Source organism: Pseudomonas sp. NY15181 (genome assembly GCF_048068055.1).
Lineage (GTDB): Bacteria > Pseudomonadota > Gammaproteobacteria > Pseudomonadales > Pseudomonadaceae > Pseudomonas.
The window spans coordinates 254399-274088 of sequence record NZ_JBLUPT010000005.1; the positions used below are offsets into that span (position 1 = coordinate 254399).

General features: G+C 66.2%; 19 protein-coding genes. 9 read left to right on the plus strand and 10 right to left on the minus strand.

Going from position 1 to position 19690, the window contains the following annotated elements; all coding sequences use genetic code 11:
- Positions 1-5 precede the first annotated feature (5 nt).
- The 3 genes from cueR to ACNFBT_RS14900 form a co-directional block, all read right to left on the minus strand.
- Positions 6-407 carry a Cu(I)-responsive transcriptional regulator gene (gene cueR / locus ACNFBT_RS14890; protein WP_416750506.1) on the minus strand — a complete coding sequence of 134 codons (402 nt, stop codon included), beginning with the start codon at positions 405-407 and terminating at the stop codon, positions 6-8.
- Between the two features lie 46 nt (positions 408-453).
- Positions 454-2856 (minus strand): heavy metal translocating P-type ATPase, encoded by a 2403-nt coding sequence (locus ACNFBT_RS14895; protein WP_416750508.1) that lies wholly within the window; start codon positions 2854-2856, stop codon positions 454-456.
- Positions 2857-2954: 98 nt separating this feature from the next.
- The gene (locus tag ACNFBT_RS14900; protein ID WP_416750510.1) at positions 2955-3413 is read right to left on the minus strand and encodes a hypothetical protein; all 459 of its coding nucleotides are present in this window, start codon (positions 3411-3413) and stop codon (positions 2955-2957) included.
- Positions 3414-3565: 152 nt separating this feature from the next.
- Between ACNFBT_RS14900 and ACNFBT_RS14905 the strand changes: the two genes are divergently transcribed.
- The gene (locus ACNFBT_RS14905; protein ID WP_416750512.1) at positions 3566-3763 is read left to right on the plus strand and encodes a heavy-metal-associated domain-containing protein; all 198 of its coding nucleotides are present in this window, start codon (positions 3566-3568) and stop codon (positions 3761-3763) included.
- Between the two features lie 43 nt (positions 3764-3806).
- Here ACNFBT_RS14905 and ACNFBT_RS14910 read toward each other — a convergent pair whose 3' ends face one another.
- Positions 3807-4439 carry a TetR family transcriptional regulator gene (locus tag ACNFBT_RS14910; RefSeq protein ID WP_416750515.1) on the minus strand — a complete coding sequence of 211 codons (633 nt, stop codon included), beginning with the start codon at positions 4437-4439 and terminating at the stop codon, positions 3807-3809.
- Between the two features lie 155 nt (positions 4440-4594).
- Between ACNFBT_RS14910 and ACNFBT_RS14915 the strand changes: the two genes are divergently transcribed.
- The 3 genes from ACNFBT_RS14915 (at position 4595) to ACNFBT_RS14925 (ending at position 10308) form a co-directional block, all read left to right on the plus strand.
- The gene (locus tag ACNFBT_RS14915) at positions 4595-5779 is read left to right on the plus strand and encodes an efflux RND transporter periplasmic adaptor subunit (protein ID WP_416750517.1); all 1185 of its coding nucleotides are present in this window, start codon (positions 4595-4597) and stop codon (positions 5777-5779) included.
- A 12-nt stretch (positions 5780-5791) separates the two neighbouring features.
- Positions 5792-8944: an efflux RND transporter permease subunit gene (locus tag ACNFBT_RS14920; protein WP_416750519.1), complete on the plus strand. Its 3153-nt coding sequence runs from the start codon at positions 5792-5794 to the stop codon at positions 8942-8944.
- A 188-nt stretch (positions 8945-9132) separates the two neighbouring features.
- The gene (locus ACNFBT_RS14925; RefSeq protein ID WP_416750521.1) at positions 9133-10308 is read left to right on the plus strand and encodes a multidrug effflux MFS transporter; all 1176 of its coding nucleotides are present in this window, start codon (positions 9133-9135) and stop codon (positions 10306-10308) included.
- Between the two features lie 6 nt (positions 10309-10314).
- Here the strand turns inward: ACNFBT_RS14925 and ACNFBT_RS14930 are convergent, their stop codons facing one another.
- Both ACNFBT_RS14930 and ACNFBT_RS14935 read right to left on the minus strand, forming a co-directional pair.
- A complete protein-coding gene (locus tag ACNFBT_RS14930; protein ID WP_416750523.1) occupies positions 10315-10494 on the minus strand; it encodes a hypothetical protein in 180 nt (59 codons plus the stop codon).
- 107 nt (positions 10495-10601) lie between these two features.
- Positions 10602-11483: an AraC family ligand binding domain-containing protein gene (locus ACNFBT_RS14935; protein WP_416750525.1), complete on the minus strand. Its 882-nt coding sequence runs from the start codon at positions 11481-11483 to the stop codon at positions 10602-10604.
- Positions 11484-11717: 234 nt separating this feature from the next.
- Here ACNFBT_RS14935 and ACNFBT_RS14940 point away from each other — a divergent pair, with 234 nt between their 5' ends.
- Positions 11718-13613 carry a propionyl-CoA synthetase gene (locus ACNFBT_RS14940; protein ID WP_416750676.1) on the plus strand — a complete coding sequence of 632 codons (1896 nt, stop codon included), beginning with the start codon at positions 11718-11720 and terminating at the stop codon, positions 13611-13613.
- 141 nt (positions 13614-13754) lie between these two features.
- Positions 13755-14189 carry a response regulator gene (locus ACNFBT_RS14945; RefSeq protein WP_416750527.1) on the plus strand — a complete coding sequence of 145 codons (435 nt, stop codon included), beginning with the start codon at positions 13755-13757 and terminating at the stop codon, positions 14187-14189.
- A 162-nt stretch (positions 14190-14351) separates the two neighbouring features.
- Here ACNFBT_RS14945 and ACNFBT_RS14950 read toward each other — a convergent pair whose 3' ends face one another.
- Together ACNFBT_RS14950 and ACNFBT_RS14955 are read right to left on the minus strand one after the other, a co-directional pair.
- Entirely contained in the window at positions 14352-15251 is a 900-nt protein-coding gene (locus ACNFBT_RS14950; protein WP_416750529.1) for a neutral zinc metallopeptidase, read from the minus strand.
- 66 nt (positions 15252-15317) lie between these two features.
- Positions 15318-16178, minus strand: coding sequence for a PhzF family phenazine biosynthesis protein (locus ACNFBT_RS14955; protein WP_416750531.1), 861 nt, complete (start codon positions 16176-16178; stop codon positions 15318-15320).
- A 173-nt stretch (positions 16179-16351) separates the two neighbouring features.
- On the opposite strand from ACNFBT_RS14955, the gene alaC reads away from it, so the two are divergent.
- Entirely contained in the window at positions 16352-17569 is a 1218-nt protein-coding gene (alaC, locus tag ACNFBT_RS14960; protein ID WP_416750533.1) for an alanine transaminase, read from the plus strand.
- 67 nt (positions 17570-17636) lie between these two features.
- On the opposite strand, the gene ACNFBT_RS14965 is transcribed toward alaC, so the two are convergent.
- Positions 17637-18071, minus strand: a complete 435-nt coding sequence (locus ACNFBT_RS14965; protein WP_416750535.1) for a DUF411 domain-containing protein — start codon at positions 18069-18071, stop codon at positions 17637-17639.
- A 201-nt stretch (positions 18072-18272) separates the two neighbouring features.
- Between ACNFBT_RS14965 and ACNFBT_RS14970 the strand changes: the two genes are divergently transcribed.
- Entirely contained in the window at positions 18273-18737 is a 465-nt protein-coding gene (locus tag ACNFBT_RS14970; RefSeq protein ID WP_416750537.1) for a DUF4345 family protein, read from the plus strand.
- Positions 18738-18860: 123 nt separating this feature from the next.
- A complete protein-coding gene (locus ACNFBT_RS14975) occupies positions 18861-19163 on the plus strand; it encodes a DUF1883 domain-containing protein (protein ID WP_152220377.1) in 303 nt (100 codons plus the stop codon).
- Between the two features lie 3 nt (positions 19164-19166).
- Here the strand turns inward: ACNFBT_RS14975 and ACNFBT_RS14980 are convergent, their stop codons facing one another.
- A complete protein-coding gene (locus ACNFBT_RS14980; RefSeq protein ID WP_416750539.1) occupies positions 19167-19661 on the minus strand; it encodes a DUF4136 domain-containing protein in 495 nt (164 codons plus the stop codon).
- Positions 19662-19690 lie beyond the last annotated feature (29 nt).

A 19690-nucleotide genomic window follows, 5' to 3' on the forward strand; every position in this document is an offset into this window, starting at 1 on the left:
GTCGCTTACTTGCAGCAATTCCCCGACTCCAGGTCTTTCAGGATCGGGCAGTCCGGCCGGTGGTCACCCTGGCAGTGGTCGCTCAGTTCCTGCAGGGTGTCGCGCAGGCTGCTGAGTTCGGCGATCTTGCGGTTGAGCTCCTCGATATGCCGGGCAGCCAGAGCCTTCACGTCGGCGCTGGCGCGCTGGCGGTCCTGCCAGAGGGCGAGCAGTTGGCCGACTTCCTCGAGGGAAAAGCCGAAGTCCCGCGAACGGCGGATGAACGCCAGGGTGTGCAGGTCCTGTTCGCTGTAGTGGCGGTAGCCGCTGGCGCTGCGGCCGGCGGGGGCGAGCAGGCCGATGGATTCGTAGTAGCGGATCATCTTCGCGGTCAGGCCGCTCTTCTTCGCCGCTTCGCCGATGTTCATGCCGATTCCTCTTGATCGAATGCCCCGCCGCGGCGGGGCATGAGTCTTACTGGTGATCCTGCGGTTTCCAGCGCTTGAGCAGCAGCGCATTGCTCACCACGCTGACGCTGGAGGCGGCCATCGCCGCGCCGGCGACCATGGGGTTGAGCAGGCCGAAGGCGGCCAGCGGGATGCCCACCAGGTTGTAGATGAAGGCCCAGAACAGGTTCTGGCGGATTTTCGCGTAGGTGCGCCGGGAGATGTCCAGTGCCGCCGGGACCAGTCGCGGGTCGCCACGCATCAGGGTGATGCCGGCGGCGTGCATGGCCACGTCCGTGCCCCCGCCCATGGCGATGCCCACGTCCGCGGCGGCCAGCGCAGGGGCGTCGTTGATGCCGTCGCCGACCATCGCCACCACCTTGCCGTTCTTGCGCAGGGCGCCGACCACCTCGGCTTTGTCGCCGGGCAGCACTTCGGCGTGCACGTCGTCCAGGCCCAGCGCTTCAGCCACGACCTTGGCGCTGCCACGGTTGTCGCCGGTGATCAGGTGGCTGGCGATGCCGCGCTGGCGCAGGGCGTCGATGGCGGGTTTCGCGCCTTCCTTGAGACTGTCGCCGAAGGCGAACAGGGCCAGTACGCGGGGCTGTGGCTCGCGCTCGATCAACCAGGACAGGGTGCGCCCGTCGGCTTCCCAGCGCTGCGCGGCGTCCGCCAGTTCGCCGGGTGGTAGTTGCAGTTCGTCCAGGAGGCGGCGGTTACCTAGTGCGAACAGGCGACCGTCGACATGGCCCTGGATACCGCGCCCGGCCAGTGCCTGGATGGCGTCGGCGGAGGTCGGGTCCAGCCCGCGTTCGGCGCAGGCATCGAGTACCGCCTTGGCCAGCGGGTGTTCGCTGCCGCGTTGCAGGGCGCCGGCCAGGGCGAGGGCCTCGGCTTCATCGCCGGCGGCGAGGTTGGTGATGCGCGGCTGGCCGGAGGTGAGGGTGCCGGTCTTGTCGAAGGCCACGGCGTCGACCGCGTGGGCGACTTCCAGCGCTTCGGCGTCCTTGATCAGGATGCCGTGTTTCGCCGCCACGCCGGTGCCGGCCATGATCGCGGTCGGGGTGGCAAGGCCCAGGGCGCACGGACATGCGATCACCAGCACGGCCACGGCGTTGATCAGCGCATGTTCCCAGCCAGCGCCGGCGAATAGCCAGCCGACCAGGGTGACCAGCGCGATGCCGATCACCACCGGGACGAACACTGTGCTGACCTTGTCCACCAGCTTCTGGATCGGCGCCTTGGCCGCCTGGGCGTCTTCCACCAGGCGGATGATCCGCGCCAGCACGGTCTCGCCGCCCAGGGCGGTGGTCTTCACCCGCAGCACGCCTTCGCCGTTGATGGCTCCGCCGGTGACGGCGTCGCCCACGCCCTTGGCCACCGGTACGCTCTCGCCGGTGATCAGGGCTTCGTCGGCATGGCTCTGGCCATCGAGCACTTCACCGTCCACCGGGAAGCGCTCGCCGGGGCGCACCAGCACTTCGTCGCCCAGGCGCAGTTCGGCGATGGCGACGTCTTCTTCCACGCCATCACGTACACGGGTGGCGCGTTCCGGGCGCAGGGCTTCCAGCGCTCGGATGGCGGCGGCGGTCTGGCGCTTGGCGCGGCTCTCCAGGTATTTGCCGAGTAGGATCAGGGTGATGACCACGGCGCTGGCTTCGAAGTACAGATGCGGCATCTGTCCTGGCGCGGCGACGTACCAGAGGTACAGGCTCAGGCCATAGCCGGCGCTGGTGCCGAGGGCCACCAGTAGGTCCATGTTGCCGCTGCCGGCGCGCACGGCCTTCCAGGCGGAAACGTAGAAGCGCGCACCGATGAGGAATTGCACGGGAGTGGCGAGCAGGAATTGCACCCAGGCTGGCAGCATCCAGTGCAGGCCGAACCAGTCGCCGATCATGGGCAGCACCAGCGGCAGCGACAAGGCGATGGATGCGACCAGCCACCAGCGCTCGCGGGCCAGGCGCGCGACCTGCGGATCGACGCCGGGCTGCTCGGATTCAACGGGCCGGGCCTTGTAGCCGGCCTTGTCGACGGCGGCGATCAGCTCGGCGGTCTCCACCGCGCCGAGCAGGTCCAGGTGGGCGCGTTCGCTGGCGAGGTTCACGCTGACCTCGCGCACGCCGGGCACCTTGCGCAGGGCGCGTTCGACGCGGCCCACGCAACTGGCGCAGGTCATGCCGTCGATGGCCAGCTCCAGGCTGTGCGCCGGCACCGCGTAGCCGGCCTGTTCGACGGCCGCCACCAGGGCGGGCAGGGTGTCGCCGCTGGACGGCCCGGCCAGTTGGACACGGGCCTGCTCGCTGGCAAGGTTGACGCTGGCTTCCTGCACGCCGGGCACCTTGCGCAGGGCACGCTCCACGCGGCCGGCGCAGCTGGCACAGGTCATCCCGGAGACCGGGAGGTCGAGTTCGATGGGGGTTGCGCTGTTCATGGGGCTCTCCCTGAAGTTCCCCAACAGGATCAACCTTGACACAAGGGCAAGGTCAACCCTTTCTCCGCGGCTCCTTGCCGCAGATCAATCTACTCCGCTCAACCGCCGCTGGAAACCGGCACCAGATAGAGGCCGCTCTCGCTGTTGGCAATGCGGAACTTGCGCACTTCGCCGGCGTGCAGCGTCACCGACTGCCCGCGCAGCGGCTCGATGCCACCGTGGCAGAGGCCGGAGCTGGCGGTCTGCAGGCGCAGGGAGGTTTCGCCCGGCGGCAGGTTGAGCGCAACCTCGCCCTCGGGTTGCAGGCGCGAGACCTTCTGGTCCTGCACATAGAGGTCGATGTCGCAGGCGGTGCCGGTGTCCAGCCGTTCGCGGCTGACGATCAGCACGGCGTAGGCGATGGGCTGGGCGTCGGGCATCGGCCAGGAACCGGGCGCGGTGGGTGGCGGCGCCGGTTGTGTGGGCGGCAAGGGAGCTGGCGAGGTGTCGGGCATGCCGTCGGCCTGCGCCAGCGCACAGAACAGCAGGCCGAGGGCTGGGAGGAGGGCGCGGCGCATGGGCGTTCTCCGGGAGGAATCATCTGGGCAGCTTGGCTGAGAGCCTGACGCAGGACAAGCCTGTGGAAACAAATCGCCAGGGCGCTTGACCTTGCCACGAGGGGAAGGTCGAGACTGCATCCAGCGAATCATCAAACGACAGGAGATTTCCCATGCATACCTTCCAAGTCAAAGGCATGAGCTGTGGTCACTGCGTCCGTGCCATTACCCAGGCGGTACAGGCACTGGATGCCGCCGCGGAAGTCCAGGTCGACCTGGGCCAGGGCGAGGTGCGCGTCGCCAGCCGCCTGGACGACGCGGCGATTCTCGCGGCGATCCGCGAAGAAGGCTATGAGGCCGAGGCCGCCTGAGAGCCGTCTTTCTTTCCTTCCGGGCCGGCTTCACGCCGGCCCATCAGGCCTGGGGCGCGCTCCAGTCGCGCACCAGCCCTCTGAACAGGGCATCGAACAGGAAGCGGGTTTCCCGCTCCGCGTCGAACAGCTCCGGATCGCGCAGCCAGTCGCTGAGCAGGCCGAAAATCATCGCATGCACCGCGCGCGAAGCGATCTGCGGCGTCACGCCCGGCATCAGCCGGCTACGGCAGCTCTCGCGGGTGAACAGCTGTTCGCACAGTTCGATGAACTGACGGACGAAGTGGTTGTGGCGTTCTTCCGCATCGCGCAGTTCATCGGTGAACTCGCAGCGTTGCAGCAGGATAGTGAGGATGCGCCGTTTCTGCGGATGACGCGCCAGGTTCTCGATGACCTCCACGCTCAGTTCGAACAGCGACTGGATCGGATCGTATCCGTCGCAGCCGGAGAGACGCTGCGCCAGTTGCTCGGGCGGCAGGCGTACCTGGTTGAGCAGATCGTTGAACAGATGAGCCTTGTTCTGGAAGTGCCAATACACCGCGCCACGGGTCACGCCGGCGCTCCTGGCGATCTCTTCCAGGCTCGTGTTGGAGACGCCCTTGGCCAGAAAAAGCTGCTCGGCCGAGTCGAGTATCGTCTGCCGCGTCTTTTCCGAATCTTCTTTAGTTCTTCGCATGGCGCTTACTGGTATACAGGCTAGGATCACTACTCAGTTGGCAGTTTACTGATTTTAATGTACGAACAGTCCCTTATAGGCACTGGCGGAAGTGAACTCCTCTCAGTCAATATTCCTAACGTCCCGCTATTTTTGTCATTCCATGGAGAGGTTACATGCAGTTCGTCCGCCGTTTGCCCTTTGCGCTTGTTGTATTCGGCTTACCTGCCTTGTTCGCCACGGCGCTACAGGCTGAGGACAAACCTGCTGCCGCCGCACCGCCGCCTCCGCCGGTGACCGTGGAAATCGCCAAGAGCTCCGTCGTTCCCGTGACCCTGGAATACGCCGCCCGCACTGCCGGTTACCGGGAGGTCGAGGTACGCGCCCAGGTCAGCGGCATCCTGCAGCGCCGCACCTACGAGGAAGGCCGTCCGGTCAAGGAAGGACAGGTACTGTTCCGCATCGATCCGCGTCCTTATCAGGCCGCTCTGGGGCAGGCCCAGGGCGCGCTGGCACAGGCCCAGGCACGCTACCGCCAGACCGACCGCGACCTGCGCCGTATCCGCGAACTGCAGAAGAAGGGCTTTGCCAGCGAAAGCGAGCTGGACCGCTACATCTCCAACTTCGAACAGTCCAAGGCCGATGTCGAAGCCGCACGCGCCAACGTGCAGGCCAAGCAGATCGACCTGAACTACACCACCGTGACCGCGCCGATCTCCGGCATGGCGAGCAAGGAGGTCCGTTCCGAAGGTAGCCTGGTGGCCGCCGCCGACCCGGGCTCCAGCCTGCTGACCAAGCTCACTCAGCTCGACCCGGTGTACGTCAACTTCGCCTATCCCGACACCGAGGCGGCGCGCCTGCGCGATGGCGTGCAGAGCGGCCGCCTGAGCCTGCCCGCGGACGGCAAGCTGAGTGCCGAGCTGCACTTCGGCGACGGTAGCCAGTACCCCATCGATGGCGTAGTCGACTTCACCGACAGCTTCGTCAACACCGGCACCGGCACGGTGAATGCCCGCGCCGTGGTGCCCAACCCGAAAAACCAGCTGATCCCCGGCCAGTTCGTGCGTGTGCTGGTCAAGGGCATCACCCGCAAGAATGCCGTCACCCTGCCTGAGCGTGCTCTGGCCCAGGGCCCACGCGGCACCTTCGTCTACGTCGTGGACAAGGACGGCTTCGCCCGCGTGCGGCAGGTCACCACCTCGCAGACCGTGGGTGGCCGCTGGATCATCGATGCCGGCGTGGATGCAGGCGACAAGGTCATCGTGGATGGCCTGATCAAGGTCCGTCCCGATCAGCCGGTCAAAGCGGTTGAAGGTGGCGCGCAGCCCTCTGCGGCCAATACTGCCCAAAGCCAGTCCTAAGGAGCGCCCATCGTGATTTCGCGCTTCTTCATCGATCGTCCGATCTTTGCCATGGTGATCTCGATCGTCATCCTGCTCGGCGGGATGGCGGCGATGCATGCCTTGCCGATTGCCCAGTACCCGGAGATCCTGCCGCCGCAGGTGTCGGTGACCACCAACTATCCGGGCGCCAGTTCGCAGGTGATCGCGGAAACCGTCGCCGCGCCGCTGGAACAGGAAATCAACGGCGTGGAAGGCATGATCTACCAGCTGTCCACCTCGGACAGCAGCGGTGCCATGACCCTCACCGTGTACTTCAAGGTCGGCACCGATCCCGACCAGGCCACCATCAACGTCAACAACAAGGTGCAGGCCGCGCTGGCCAAGCTGCCGCAGGAAGTGCGCCGGCAGGGCGTGAAGGTGCAGAAGAAGTCTTCGGACATCCTGCAGCTGGTCATCCTGTACTCGCCGGACAACTCGGTCGATCCGGTGCAGATCAGCAACTACGCGCTGATCAACGTGATCGACGAACTCAAGCGCCTGCCCGGCGTGGGTGACGTTACCCAGTTCGGCGCCAAGGACTACTCCATGCGCATCTGGCTGCGTCCGGACAAGCTGGCGCAGTACAACCTGACGCCGACCGATGTGGTCAACGCCATTCAAGAGCAGAACTCGCAGTTCGCCGCCGGCAACTTCGGCAAGGAACCGCTGAACACCCCGCAGGACTTCACCTATACGGTGAGCACCCAGGGCCGCTTCTCCGATCCGAAACAGTTCGAGAGCATTATCCTGCGCACCGATAGCACCGGCGCCAGCCTGCTGCTCAAGGATGTCGCCCGGGTCGAACTGGGGGCCCAGGACTACTCGATGAAGACCACCCTGAACGGCCAGCAGAACGCGGCCTTCGGGGTGTACCTGCAACCCGGCGCCAACGCCCTGGATACCGCCGAAGCCGTGCGCAGCACCATGGAACGGCTGTCCAAGCGCTTCCCTCAGGGCATCGTCTACACCATCCCCTACGACACCACGGTGTTCGTGAAGGTGTCCATCGAGGAGGTGGTGCACACCTTCTTCGAGGCCCTGGTGCTGGTGATGCTGGTGGTCTACCTGTTCCTGCAGAACGTGCGCGCCACCCTGATCCCGGTGCTGGCGATCCCGGTGTCGCTGGTCGGGACCTTCGCCGGCATGTACCTGCTGGGCTTCTCCATCAACCTCTTGACCCTGTTCGGCCTGGTGCTGGCGATCGGCATCGTGGTCGACGACGCCATCGTGGTGCTGGAGAACGTCGAACGGGTGATGCGGACCGAGAAGCTCGGCCCTAGGGAAGCGGCGATCAAGGCGATGGAAGAGGTGACCGGACCGATCGTCGCCATCGTCCTGGTGCTCTGCGCAGTGTTCATTCCAGTGGGCTTCCTCGGTGGTCTCGCCGGGCAGATGTACCAGCAGTTCGCGATCACCATCGCGGTGTCGGTGGTGATCTCCGGCATCGTCGCGCTCACGCTGTCGCCGGCGCTCTGCGCACTGATCCTCAAGCCCGAGCACAAGGAGCCGGCGGCACCCTTCCGCTGGTTCAACCGCATGTTCGACAAGGCCACCGAAGGCTACGGCGCGGGTGTGCAGTTCTTCCTCAAGCGCGCGTCCATCGGCCTGCTGCTGGTCGGTGGGATGATCGCGCTGATGGTGGTGCTGTTCGGCCGGGTGCCCGGCTCGCTGGTGCCAGACGAGGACCAGGGCTATGTGCTCAACGCCTACATCCTGCCGCCGGCTTCCTCGCTCAAACGCACCGAGGAGCTGACCGAGGCGGTCTCCGAGCAACTGCGCAAGCACCCGGCGGTCAAGGACGTGGTGACCTTCTCCGGTCTGAACATCCTGACCAACACCAACGTCACCAGTGCCGGCGTGTCCTTCGTGACGCTCAAGGACTGGAAGGAACGCGAGGAGCCGTCGCTGGACGCGCGTAACCTGACGCGCACCTTCATGGGCTTGGGTATGCGCGAGCAGGACGGCATGACCCTGAGCTTCAACCCGCCGCCGATCACCGGCATGTCCACTACCGGCGGCTTCGAGGCCTACATCCAGGACCGCAGCGGCGGCACTCCCGAGCAGTTGCAGGCCATCGTGCAGAAGTTCATGGCTGCGGCGGCCAAGCGCCCCGAACTGGCCGCCGTGACCACCACCTTCAACGCCGACGTGCCGCAGTACTACATCGACCTGGACCGCACCAAGGCGCGCGCGTTTGGCGTTGCGATCGACGATGTGTTCACTGCCATGCAGTCCACCTTCGGCGCCTACTACGTCAACGACTTCAGCCTTTACGGTCGTACCTGGAAGGTGAACCTGCAGTCCGAGTCGGACTTCCGCCGCAAGCCGGATGATCTCAAACAGGTCTACGTGCGCTCCGCCACCGGCGACCTGGTGCCGCTCTCGACGCTGGTGCAGGTGCGCCGCATCCTCGGCCCGGACACCTTCTCGCGCTTCAACGTGTTCCCCGCAGCCAAGCTGCTCGGCGGTCCGGCACCGGGCTTCAGCTCCGGCCAGGCGCTGGCGGCGATGCAGCAGGTGGCCGACCAGACCCTCGGCGAGGACTACATGCTGACCTGGATCGGTTCGGCCTACCAGGAGCTGGAAGCGCAGGGCTCAGGTGGCCAGGCATTCATCTTCGGCCTGATCCTGGTGTTCCTCATCCTGGCGGCCCAGTACGAGCGCTGGTCGCTGCCGCTGGCGGTGGTCACCGCGGTGCCCTTCGCGGTATTCGGCGCGATCCTCGCCATCTGGCTGCGCGGCATCGATAACGACGTGTACTTCCAGGTGGGTCTGGTGACGCTGATCGGCTTGGCGGCGAAGAACGCCATCCTGATCATCGAGTTCGCCGTGCTCTGCCGCGAAGAGCAGGGCATGGGCCCGATGCAGGCGGCGCTGGAAGCGGCCAAGTTGCGCTTCCGCCCGATCGTCATGACTTCGCTGGCCTTCATCCTGGGTTGCGTGCCGTTGGCGATCAGCTCCGGTGCGGGCTCGGCCAGCCGTCACTCGATCGGCACCGGGGTGATCGGCGGCATGCTCGCCGCGACCCTGCTGGCGACCTTCCTCATCCCGATGTTCTACATGCTGGTGGAGTCGCTGTCCGACAAGCTCTCCGCCCGCAAGAACAAGGGCAAGCCCGCGGAGGGCGAGGCCCACAAGGCCTGAAGCCAGGGCGGACCGGCAGCCCGCCGGTCCGCCTACCATCTTTTCGGGAATTGATTAGTGAGCTTGCTAATTTCCCGGCCATTGTCACAATGCAAGGCCTCGTCGCGTAGCGCTCTCGCGGCAGAACCTTGTACCCCGTCCGCCCAGGCGCCTGAGCCGCCACCGCCGGGGTGCGCCCAGGTGACTTCATGAATCTGCGTATCCTGCTGATCCTTGGCGCCTTGAGCGCCTTCGGGCCGATGGCCATCGACTTCTATCTGCCCAGCTTCCCCGCGCTGGCGCATGCCTTCGACACCGACGTCGAGCATATTCAGCTGAGCCTGTCGGCGTACTTCGCCGGCCTGGCCATCGGCCAACTGCTCTACGGCCCGCTGGCGGATCGCGTTGGCCGGCGTATTCCGCTGCTGCTGGGGGTGAGCATCTTCACCCTGGCGTCGCTGGCCTGCGCCTTCGTGCCGAACCTCGAATGGCTGATCGCTGCGCGTTTCGTCCAGGCGCTGGGTGGCTGCGCGGGCATGGTGATCTCGCGGGCGGTGGTGCGCGACCTGTGCGACCCGATCGCCGCCGCCAGGGCCTTTTCGCAACTGATGCTGGTGATGGGGCTGGCGCCGATTCTCGCGCCGCTGGGGGGCGGACTGCTGCTGAACCTGTCCGGCTGGCAGTCGATCTTCTTCTGCCTGACGCTGTTCAGCGCGCTGGCCGGTGCGGCCATTGCCCTGTGGTTGCCCGAAACCATCCCGGCCGGTCCGCGCGCGCCCTTGCGTGGGGCGGGGCGGCAGTACCTGGCGCTGTTCTCCGATCGCTCCTTCCTCACCTATGCGCTGACCGGCGGCGTCGCCGTCGCGGGGATGTTCTCCTATATCGCCGGCTCGCCCTTCGTGTTCATCCAGCTCTATGGCGTGCCGGCCGAGCACTATGGCTGGATCTTCGGCAGCAATGCGGCGGGCTTCATCCTGATGGCGCAGGTGAACGCGCGGCTGCTGCGCTATCGCGGGCCGGGTTTCTGGTTGCGCAGGGCGGTGTGGGTGTACTTCGCCTGCGGCGCGATGCTGCTGGCGATCACCCTGGCCAGGCCGGCGCAGCTGTGGCCGCTGCTGATCCCGCTGTTTGGCGCCATCGCCTGCCTGGGCTTCCTGCTGCCCAATGCCTCGGCCTGTGCCATGGCCAGCCAGGGGCGACACGCCGGAAGCGCGTCGGCCCTGATGGGTAGCCTGCAGTTCACCGTGGCGGCGGGCGCCTCGGCGCTGGTCGGCGCCCTGCATGATGGTTCGGCGCTACCGATGGCCCTGGTGATCACCGGCTGCGGGCTGGCCGCCGCGCTACTCGGCTGGTCCAGCGGACAGATCAGTGAACGCGCCGCCTGAGCGGCATCAGCCAGCAGCGTGCTGGCGCAACTCGGGCAACTGGTGCGGGGCCCGCAAGCGGGCTTCCAGGGTCTCGACGAAGGAGCGAGCTTCCCGCTCGCTGCGGAAGCCGACGGCCTGTTGATCCAGGCAGACTTCCCAAGGCTGATTCTTGTTGGCGGAGGACGGGCGAACGAGGATGTGCATGACGGGGCACCCCTGTGCGGTCGTTAGAAGGGAGTCTCAGTGTAGTCCTGTCATCGAACGGTAAGGGGTGCGACGCAAGGTCGCCGACAACCGGCCTGCCCTCTCCCTCATGCCCCGCCGCGGCCCTGGCTCAGGCGCCTGCGGTAGGCGCTGGGCGAGAGCCCCATGACCTTGCTGAAAAGTCTTGAAAAGTAATAGCTGTCGTCATAGCCCACGGCCTGGCTGACCTGGGCGATGCCGCAGCTGCTGCTGTCCAGCAATTGGCAGGCGTATTCGATTTTCAGGTGCAGGAAGTGCTGGATCGGCGTGCGTCCGGTGAGCGCCCGGTAGCGGTTGACGAAGTGGAACTTGGAGAGGTTGCAGAAGGCCGCCAGCTGCGGCAGTTCCAGGCGCTGGTGGAGGTTGTCGCGCATGTAGGCGTGCAGGCCGTCCAGGTCGAGCCCGGCGTCGCGCACCGGGCGCAGCAGCGGCAGTTGGCAGAGCAGGGCACGCAGGCGGCTGGCGGCGAGGAGGAAGGGTTGGAAGCGGTAGCCGCTCAGGCGCGCCTCCAGCAATTGGGCGAAACCGCTGACCAGGGTGTGCTGCAGGCCCCAGTGGCGTACCGGCGAATCTCCGTAGCCGGCGGCATGGCGCAGCCAGTCGGCGCCGTCGCCGCGCAGGTGTACCCAGTGGATAGTCCAGGGGTTGGCGGGATCGGCATGGTAGGCGTGGGGCACGCCCGGTGGCAGCCAGATCAGGTCGCCACAGCCGACGGCCTGGGTTTGCCCGTCGACGAGGAGCTCGCCCTGGCCTTCGCTGCAGTAGATCAGCAGGTGGTCGTCGTGCTGCTCCCGGCTCATCTGGTGGTCGCGGGCGCGGCGATAGTGGCCCAGTGAGCTGGGATAGAGGTCTCGGCTGAGCGGGTGGGTGGCGAGCTTCTGCAGCAGCGTCGGCGGCAGCACCAGGCGCAGGCTGTCGGCGGGAAGGGGCCAGTCCGAGGTTCTCGACATACGGGTAGTCCGCTCAGCAATTTAATCCAGCAAGAGCACAATTTAGTCGATCATCGGCTCCCTGTGCGGGTGATAGCTTTGCCCTTGCGTGGAATGTTCCGCCGTCGCTCCCGCAATAAAAGCCGGCTGCTACCTGAGAACGGCCGGCATACGACCAAAGGTTGATGGTGGGGTGGTTAACCCCGGCCATACTCGTTGTTCGACCTCGATAACAACAAATAAGAGGCTCAGATGATGAACTACCGGCAGTGCTACGACCGCTCCATCGCGGAGCCGTCCGCTTTCTGGGCCGAGCAGGCCCGCCGCGTGGCCTGGTACCGCGCCCCGCAGGATGTCCTGCAATCCCTGCCCGACGGCAGCCACCGCTGGTTCGCCGATGGCCGCCTGAACTCCAGCTACCTCGCTCTAGACCGCCAGATCGAACTCGGTCGCGGGGAGCAGACTGCACTGATCTACGATTCCCCCGTCACCCAGACCCAGCAGCGCTTCACCTACCGCGAGCTGCGCGACGAAGTCGCCCGCCTGGCCGGCGCCCTGCGCGCGCTGGGGGTGGAGCGCGGCGACGGGGTGATCATCTACATGCCGATGGTGCCGCAGGCCGCGATGGCGATGCTGGCCTGCGCGCGCATCGGCGCCGTGCACTCGGTGGTGTTCGGTGGCTTCGCGCCCTACGAGCTGGCGCTGCGCATCGACGACGCCAAGCCCAAGCTGGTCCTCACCGCCTCCTGCGGGCTGGAGTTCGACCGGGTCATCGAATACAAGCCGCTGGTGGACAAGGCCCTGGAACTGGCGCTGCACCAGCCCGCCCATGTGCTGGTATTGCAGCGCCCGCAGGCGATGGCCGAACTGTTCGGCGGGCGCGACCTGGACTGGCGCGAAACCCTGGCCCACGCCCAGCCGACGGAGCCGGTGGAGTTGGCCAGCGGCGACCCGCTGTACATCATGTACACCTCCGGCACCACCGGGAAACCCAAGGGCATCGTGCGTGACAACGGCGGTCACGCGGTGGCGCTGCACTATGCGCTGCCGACCATCTTCGGCCTGCAGCCGGGCGATGTCTGGTGGGGCGTGTCGGACGTCGGCTGGGTGGTCGGCCATTCGCTGATCGTCTACGGCCCGCTGATGAATGGCTGCACCACGGTGTTCTACGAGGGCAAGCCGGTGCGCACGCCGGACGCCGGCAGCTACTGGCGGGTGATCGAGGAACACAAGGTCAACAGCCTGTTCTGCGCGCCCACGGCGATTCGCGCGATACGCAAGGAAGACCCCCACGGCGAACTGCTCAAGCGCTACGACCTGAGTTCGCTGCGCCACCTGTTCCTCGCCGGCGAGAAGCTCGACAGCAGTACCCAGCACTGGCTGGAGGAACTCACCGGCAAGCCGGTGCACGACCACTGGTGGCAAACCGAGACCGGCTGGCCGGTGACCGCGCCCTGTACCGGCCTGGACGGCCACGACCTGCGCGCCGGTTCCACCAACCGTGCGGTGCCCGGCTACCACGTGCAGGTGGTGGACGACGAAGGCCATATGCTGGGCCCGAACGAGCAGGGCTCCATCGTCATCGCCCTGCCGCTGCCGCCCGGCTGCGCGCAGACCCTGTGGAATGACCACCCGCGCTACCTGCAGGCCTACCTGAAGACCTATCCCGGCTACTACCACACCGGCGACGGCGGCTATGTGGACGAGGAAGGCTTCGTCTACATCATGGGCCGTACCGACGACGTGATTAACGTCTCCGGCCACCGCCTCTCCACCGGCGAGATGGAGGAGCTGCTGGCGCTGCACGATGCGGTGGCCGAGTGTGCGGTGCTGGCCGTGGCGGACAACCTCAAGGGCCACGTGCCGCTCGGGCTGGTGGTACTCAAGGACGACGCGCAGATCGCCGAGGACGTTCTGCAGCGCGAGCTGGTGGCGCTGGTGCGCGAACGCATCGGCGCGCTGGCCTGCTTCCAGCGTGCGGTGGTGGTCAAGCGCCTGCCCAAGACCCGCTCCGGCAAGATCCTCCGCGCGGTGCTGCGCAAGATCGCCGATGGCGAGGAATACGCGCCACCCTCCACCATCGACGACCCGAACATCCTCGGCGAGATCGCCGAGCGCCTGGGCGCGGCCGGGCTGGCCAAGGCGAGCTGATCCCACGCGCCGGCCTTGCCGGCGTCTTTCCAGGGCCGCCTTCGGGCGGCCCTTTTTTATCCACCGTTCAGGGTCAGGGCGAGGTGATGGCAAGATGCTTCTATACTGGACGGATAGGTTTCTACGGGTGGTATTGCAGTCATGGTCACCCCGGACATTCTCGACGAGGAAGAACTGGCGGCATTGCGGGAAGTCACCGCGCCGGCTCCGCGCAAACCCGTGGCGCTACTGGTTGAGGATGATCCCGAGGTGCTGGCTGGCTTGCGCGAGTTGATCGAGACTGCCGACTTCCGTTGCCTGATCGCCCACAGCGCGCCCGAAGCACTACGCCGTATTCGCCGGGACGAGTCGAACATCGACCTGCTGATCACCGACCTGCCGATGGAGCGCAAGGGGGCGGGGCTGGAGCTGATCCGCGATCTCAATGCAATCGGCACCTTCCTGCCGATCATCGTCCTTTCAGGCCGGGCCGACACCCTCGACGTGATCGAGGCGATGGGGCTGAACGTGCTGGAAGTCATGCTCAAGCCGGTGGACCCGGATTACTTTCTGTATGTGCTGAGCCGTAGCCTGTAGGCCTGTCGTTAGTCAGGAGCGTAGGGCGTATAACGTTCGACGTTATACGCCGTTTGACCTTGGCTTCCGGGCACTCCGAACTCGGCCTGGGAGCCGGCTGATGCGGCGAGGTGTATCGGCGTACAACCGCGAACGGTTGTACGCCCTACGCGTCATGCGGGATTACAGCGTCTGCGCTTTGAACGTATCGCACTTGCCCGGCGAGCCGCTCTGGAAGCCCAGCTTGAACCAGCGCACGCGCTGCGCCGAGCTGCCATGGGTGAAGGAGTCGGGCATCACGGTGCCGCGCGCCTGGCGCTGCAGGTGGTCGTCGCCGATGGCGTTGGCGGCGTTCAGCGCTTCTTCCACGTCGCCCGGCTCCAGCCAGTTCAGGCGCTGCTGCGCATGATTGGCCCAGACCCCGGCAAAGCAGTCGGCCTGCAATTCCTGGCGCACCGACAGGCCGTCGGCGCCTTCCATGCGCGCACCGCGCTGGCGTGCGGCGTTGATCTTGGCGGAAATACCCAGCAGGTTCTGCACATGGTGGCCGACTTCGTGGGCGATCACGTAGGCCTGGGCGAAGTCGCCAGCAGCGGAGAACTTCTGCTCCATCTCGCGGAAGAAGCCGAGGTCGAGATAGACGCGATGGTCGCCCGGGCAATAGAAGGGCCCGACCGCCGAGGAGGCGAAGCCGCAGGCGGAATTCACCCCGCCGTTGAACAGGATCAGCTTGGGCTGCTCGTAGCGGGCGTTGCTGCGGGCGAAGATTTCGCCCCAGGTGTCTTCGGTGTCGCCGAGGATGGCGCGGACGAATTCCACCTGCGGGTCGTTCGGGTTGGTCGGCTTGCCCTGCACCGGACGGCTCGGCGCCTGTTGCGAGACGTCCATCTGGCCGAGCAGCGAGCCGAGGATGGTCATCGGGTCCTGGCCCATCAGCAGGCCGACCACCACGACGATGGCCACGCCGCCCAGGCTCAGGCCACGCCCGCCAATGCGCGGGCCGCCGCCACCGCCCATGTCGCTGCCGGTTTCATCCCGTGCGTCCACAACGTTGTCGCTGCGTCGTCCTTTGCGCCAGAGCATGGCGGCGTCTCCTTGAATCAGATGATTCAGTGTTGTCGTGAGGGGCGTGCGCCGCCAGCCCGATCGTCAGGACAGGCGATGCAGCAGCTCGGCGCGGGCGAGCAGTTGCACGTCACCGCCGACGCGAACCTCGTCGTCCTGCCCGACCAGTACGTCGAGGCGGCTGGGGCGACCGACGAAACGGCCCTGGGAGAGGTGGAACGGCTCGCCACGGCGGGCCTTGCCCAGCTCCACCAGGTAGGCCGCGACGGGGCCGGCGGCGCTGCCGGTGGCAACGTCCTCGATGATGCCGGCGCCATCCCAGGTACGGCCCTCGCGGCCATCCACATCCAGCACGAAGACGAAGGCGGCGTGGAGCTTCGCCAGTTCGGCGCTCAGGTCCGTGCGCTGGCGTACGCGCCCCAGTGCCTCGCTTTTCACGGGTAGCAGCAGGTAGGGCAGGCCGGTGCTGACGACGGCGGCGGGGTAGTCGGCGAGGTCGGCGGCGGACAGCGAGAAGGCCTCGGCGAACCAGCGGCGGGTCTCGTCATCCAGCACGTTGCCGAAATCCGCTGTGCCCTGGTTCATCTCGGCGTGGAAACCGGCGCCGCGCTTGCGGGTCGCGACCTTCACGTCCTTGGCGGCCAGTTGCAGGGTCCAGAGCTCCTCCTCGCCGCGCTGGTGCAGGTGGTGCAGCAGCGCGGCGGCGCCCAGCACCGGGTGGCCGGCGAAGGGCAGTTCCTCTTCGGGGGTGAAGATGCGCGCCGAATAGGTATCCAGCGTGGCCGAAGGGAACAGGAAGATGGATTCGAACTGACGCAGTTCCTGCGTCAGCGCCAGCAGCGTCGCATCTGGCAGGCTGCGCGCATCGGGGAACACCGCCAGGCCGTTGCCGCTCAGCGGTTGCTGAGCGAAGACGTCGAGTTGCCAATACTGAAGGGGAAGCATGGGGCTCCAGAGGCCGCGTTTGAGCGGCCGATAAGAAAAACTCGACAGCCAGCCTAGCGAGCTATATGTTCGCCGACAAGAAAGCGCAGGTCACAGTGCCGTGCTTTCCAGGCCACCGCAGTGGCCGGCGTCGCTCGGACGGTTCCGGGCGCCTACGTTAACCAGAGGACACCATGACTGAACCCCGTTCAGCTCGTCGCTTTGCGCGCATCGATCGCCTGCCCCCCTACGTTTTCAACATCACCGCTGAACTGAAGATGGCCGCCCGCCGCCGTGGCGAGGACATCATCGACCTGTCCATGGGCAACCCGGACGGGGCCACGCCGCCGCACATCGTCGAGAAACTCTGCCAGGTCGCCCAGCGCGAGGACACCCACGGCTACTCCACCTCCCGTGGCATTCCGCGCCTGCGCCGCGCCATCTCGCACTGGTACCGCGACCGCTACGACGTACAGATCGACCCGGAATCCGAGGCCATCGTCACCATCGGTTCCAAGGAAGGCCTGGCGCACCTGATGCTGGCCACCCTGGACCACGGCGACACCATCCTGGTGCCCAACCCCAGCTACCCGATCCACATCTACGGCGCGGTGATCGCCGGCGCCCAGGTGCGCTCGGTGCCGCTGGTACCGGGGATCGATTTCTTCAACGAGCTGGAGCGGGCGATCCGCGAATCCATTCCCAAGCCGAAGATGATGATCCTCGGCTTCCCCTCCAACCCCACTGCGCAGTGCGTGGAGCTGGACTTCTTCGAGCGCGTGGTCGACCTCGCCAAGCGCTACGACGTGCTGGTGGTGCACGACCTGGCCTACGCGGACATCACCTTCGACGGCTGGAAAGCCCCGTCGATCATGCAGGTCCCCGGCGCCAAGGACATCGCGGTGGAGTTCTTCACCCTGTCCAAGAGCTACAACATGGCCGGCTGGCGCATCGGCTTCATGGTCGGCAACCCGGAGCTGGTCTCGGCCCTGGCGCGGATCAAGAGCTACCACGACTACGGCACCTTCACCCCGCTGCAGGTGGCGGCCATTGCCGCGCTGGAAGGCGACCAGCAGTGCGTGCGCGACATCGCCGAGCAGTACCAGAAACGCCGCGACGTGCTGGTGAAAGGGCTGCACGAGGCCGGCTGGATGGTGGAGAACCCCAAGGCGTCGATGTACATCTGGGCGAAGATTCCCGAACCCTACGCGCACCTGGGCTCCCTGGAGTTCGCCAAGAAGCTGCTCAAGGAGGCCAAGGTCTCGGTGTCGCCGGGCGTCGGCTTCGGCGACTACGGCGATGACCATGTGCGCTTCGCCCTGATCGAGAACCGCGACCGTCTGCGCCAGGCGGTACGGGGCATCAAGGCGATGTTCCGCGCCGACGGCCTGTTGCCGGCGAAGGCGGAATAAGACGAAAGGGGCGGCCAGATGGCCGCCCCTTTCGTTGGTAAGTCCCTTTCCCCGACAGGGAAGGTCTTCAGTGTGCGGGGTAGTCCGCCAGCACTTCGCGCTGGCCGGTCGTGGTCAGCCCCACCACCTGATAGGCGTCATGACGGTCGCCCATCTCCATGCCCGGCGAGCCCACCGGCATGCCCGGCACGGCGGCGCCGGCCAGATCCGCACGCTCGCGCAGCTTGAGGACATCGGCCGCCGGCACATGGCCCTCGACGAACTTGCCATCGATCACCCCGGTGTGGCACGAGCCCATGTTGTAAGGCACGCCGAGTCTGGTCTTCACTGCACTCATGTCCGCCTCGACGTGGTCGTTGACGGTGAAGCCGTTGCTTTCCAGGTGCTTGATCCAGTCCTTGCAGCAACTGCAGTTGGCATCGCGGTGGACGTCGATGGTCAGCGGCTCGGCGGCCTGGGCGGCGCCGGCGACGAGGGCGGTGAGCAGAAGCAGGGTGCGCATGGTGGAAACCTCAAGGACCAGAAGCGCCCGAGGATACTCCCGGTGACTGGACCGCCCCATCGGCCAGCTGTATCTATATATGACGGACATCCCGAACTCGCCGTGTCTTCCGGGGTCTCTAGCTGATCGGTAATGCATCCGCGGCACTGCGTCGCAGCTGTGGACGCGTTGGAAATGGCTGTTCGGCCAAGGAGAAAGCGCATGCTCTTCGCCCGTCTCGTCCTGCTGGTCCAGGCCCTGGTGTGGGGTGGCCTGGGGCTGCTGTACTGGATTCGTCCCTACGAAATGGCCAATCTCAGCGGCATGCTGCTGATGGAGCCTTCCTCCGTGAGCGATGCCCGGGTGTTCTACGGCGGGCACCAGTTCGCCCTCGCGCTGTTCCTGGTGTTCGCCCTGCGCCGCCGCCTGCTGGTGCGCCCTGCGCTGATCCTGGTGATCCTGGTGCAGCTGACCCTGACCCTGTCGCGCTTGCTGATCGCCTGGACCGAAGGCGGGATGGAGGTGGATGCGCAGTTGGCCGGGGTCGTCTATCGCGGTGTGATTTCCGCGCTGGCGATCCTCGCTCTCTATTGGCTGGAGCGGCAGTCACGCAACCGGACCACTCCACCCTCGAGCAAGGGGCCTGACGAGCCGGAGGAGCATCGCGCGGACTTCGAGGGCCTGTGAGCGGAGGGGAGCCCGTGACCGTCTCCGGATGAACGGGACGGCTCGACGCCCCCGGAATGCCGGGTTACTCCGCGTGTCGTGCTATCGTATTGATTTTGCGGAAGAACCGGTGCGGGGCCAAAGATGAAGTTCGTACATCAACGTGAACACCTGAACGAAGGCGATCTGGTGGTCATCGAGTGCTCCATGACCTGCAACATCCGCCTGATGACCGATGCCAACTTCCGCAGCTTCAAGAACGGCGGCCGTCACGCTTACCACGGCGGCGCTTTCGACCGTTTCCCCGCGAAGATCAAGGTGCCCAGCACCGGTTACTGGAACGTCACCATCGATACCGTGACCCGCCGCGCCATCAGCGTCACGCGCAAGGCCGACTTCAAGTACAGCATCAAGTTCGTCCGCAAGTCGCCGTCCAACTACAGCTGACTCTCAGTGTCCGGCGTGCGCGGGGAAGCCCTGAAGCAGCCGGGCGATGGTGTCGTCGAACGCCTGCTGGGTCAGGGACGGATCGTGCAGCTGGCGCGCCACCTGGGCCTGGAACAGCACTTCACCTGACGCTTCGTCGAGAATCCGCAGGGCCAGCCGGGCCTGTTCGGAGTCGGCGATCTGCGTCTGGGTGATCACGCCCGCCTGGGTCGATACCGGCCGCTGGATCACCCCGGTCTGGTTATCCAGCCCGAGCGCGTAGATCACCCGCATGTCCCCCGCACTCTCCCGATAGCGATAACCCTTGGCTTCCAGGGCCCGGCGTACGCCGAGGTCGAAGCGGTCTTCGAGGTCTTCGCGATGGCCCTGCGCGCGCACGGCCTGGATGAAGAAGGTGCTCTGGTGGCCATCGGCGCTCGGCGAGACGCTGACGGTGGCGGGGGCGCTGGCGCAGCCGGCCAGCAGGAGGAGCAGCAGGGGCAGGATCAGGCGGGGCATGGGCGGTACTCTGGTCATTGTCCCCCTAG

Excerpts from the sequence above, each read along its gene's own strand:
- cueR (WP_416750506.1), bottom strand. The coding sequence starts at position 407 with ATGAACATCGGCGAAGCGGCGAAGAAGAGCGGCCTGACCGCGAAGATG.
- ACNFBT_RS14895 (WP_416750508.1), bottom strand. The coding sequence starts at position 2,856 with ATGAACAGCGCAACCCCCATCGAACTCGACCTCCCGGTCTCCGGGATG.
- ACNFBT_RS14900 (WP_416750510.1), bottom strand. The coding sequence starts at position 3,413 with ATGCGCCGCGCCCTCCTCCCAGCCCTCGGCCTGCTGTTCTGTGCGCTG.
- ACNFBT_RS14905 (WP_416750512.1), top strand. The coding sequence starts at position 3,566 with ATGCATACCTTCCAAGTCAAAGGCATGAGCTGTGGTCACTGCGTCCGT.
- ACNFBT_RS14910 (WP_416750515.1), bottom strand. The coding sequence starts at position 4,439 with ATGCGAAGAACTAAAGAAGATTCGGAAAAGACGCGGCAGACGATACTC.
- ACNFBT_RS14915 (WP_416750517.1), top strand. The coding sequence starts at position 4,595 with ATGCAGTTCGTCCGCCGTTTGCCCTTTGCGCTTGTTGTATTCGGCTTA.
- ACNFBT_RS14925 (WP_416750521.1), top strand. The coding sequence starts at position 9,133 with ATGAATCTGCGTATCCTGCTGATCCTTGGCGCCTTGAGCGCCTTCGGG.
- ACNFBT_RS14930 (WP_416750523.1), bottom strand. The coding sequence starts at position 10,494 with ATGCACATCCTCGTTCGCCCGTCCTCCGCCAACAAGAATCAGCCTTGG.
- ACNFBT_RS14935 (WP_416750525.1), bottom strand. The coding sequence starts at position 11,483 with ATGTCGAGAACCTCGGACTGGCCCCTTCCCGCCGACAGCCTGCGCCTG.
- ACNFBT_RS14940 (WP_416750676.1), top strand. The coding sequence starts at position 11,718 with ATGAACTACCGGCAGTGCTACGACCGCTCCATCGCGGAGCCGTCCGCT.
- ACNFBT_RS14945 (WP_416750527.1), top strand. The coding sequence starts at position 13,755 with ATGGTCACCCCGGACATTCTCGACGAGGAAGAACTGGCGGCATTGCGG.
- ACNFBT_RS14950 (WP_416750529.1), bottom strand. The coding sequence starts at position 15,251 with ATGCTCTGGCGCAAAGGACGACGCAGCGACAACGTTGTGGACGCACGG.
- ACNFBT_RS14955 (WP_416750531.1), bottom strand. The coding sequence starts at position 16,178 with ATGCTTCCCCTTCAGTATTGGCAACTCGACGTCTTCGCTCAGCAACCG.
- alaC (WP_416750533.1), top strand. The coding sequence starts at position 16,352 with ATGACTGAACCCCGTTCAGCTCGTCGCTTTGCGCGCATCGATCGCCTG.
- ACNFBT_RS14965 (WP_416750535.1), bottom strand. The coding sequence starts at position 18,071 with ATGCGCACCCTGCTTCTGCTCACCGCCCTCGTCGCCGGCGCCGCCCAG.
- ACNFBT_RS14970 (WP_416750537.1), top strand. The coding sequence starts at position 18,273 with ATGCTCTTCGCCCGTCTCGTCCTGCTGGTCCAGGCCCTGGTGTGGGGT.
- ACNFBT_RS14975 (WP_152220377.1), top strand. The coding sequence starts at position 18,861 with ATGAAGTTCGTACATCAACGTGAACACCTGAACGAAGGCGATCTGGTG.
- ACNFBT_RS14980 (WP_416750539.1), bottom strand. The coding sequence starts at position 19,661 with ATGCCCCGCCTGATCCTGCCCCTGCTGCTCCTCCTGCTGGCCGGCTGC.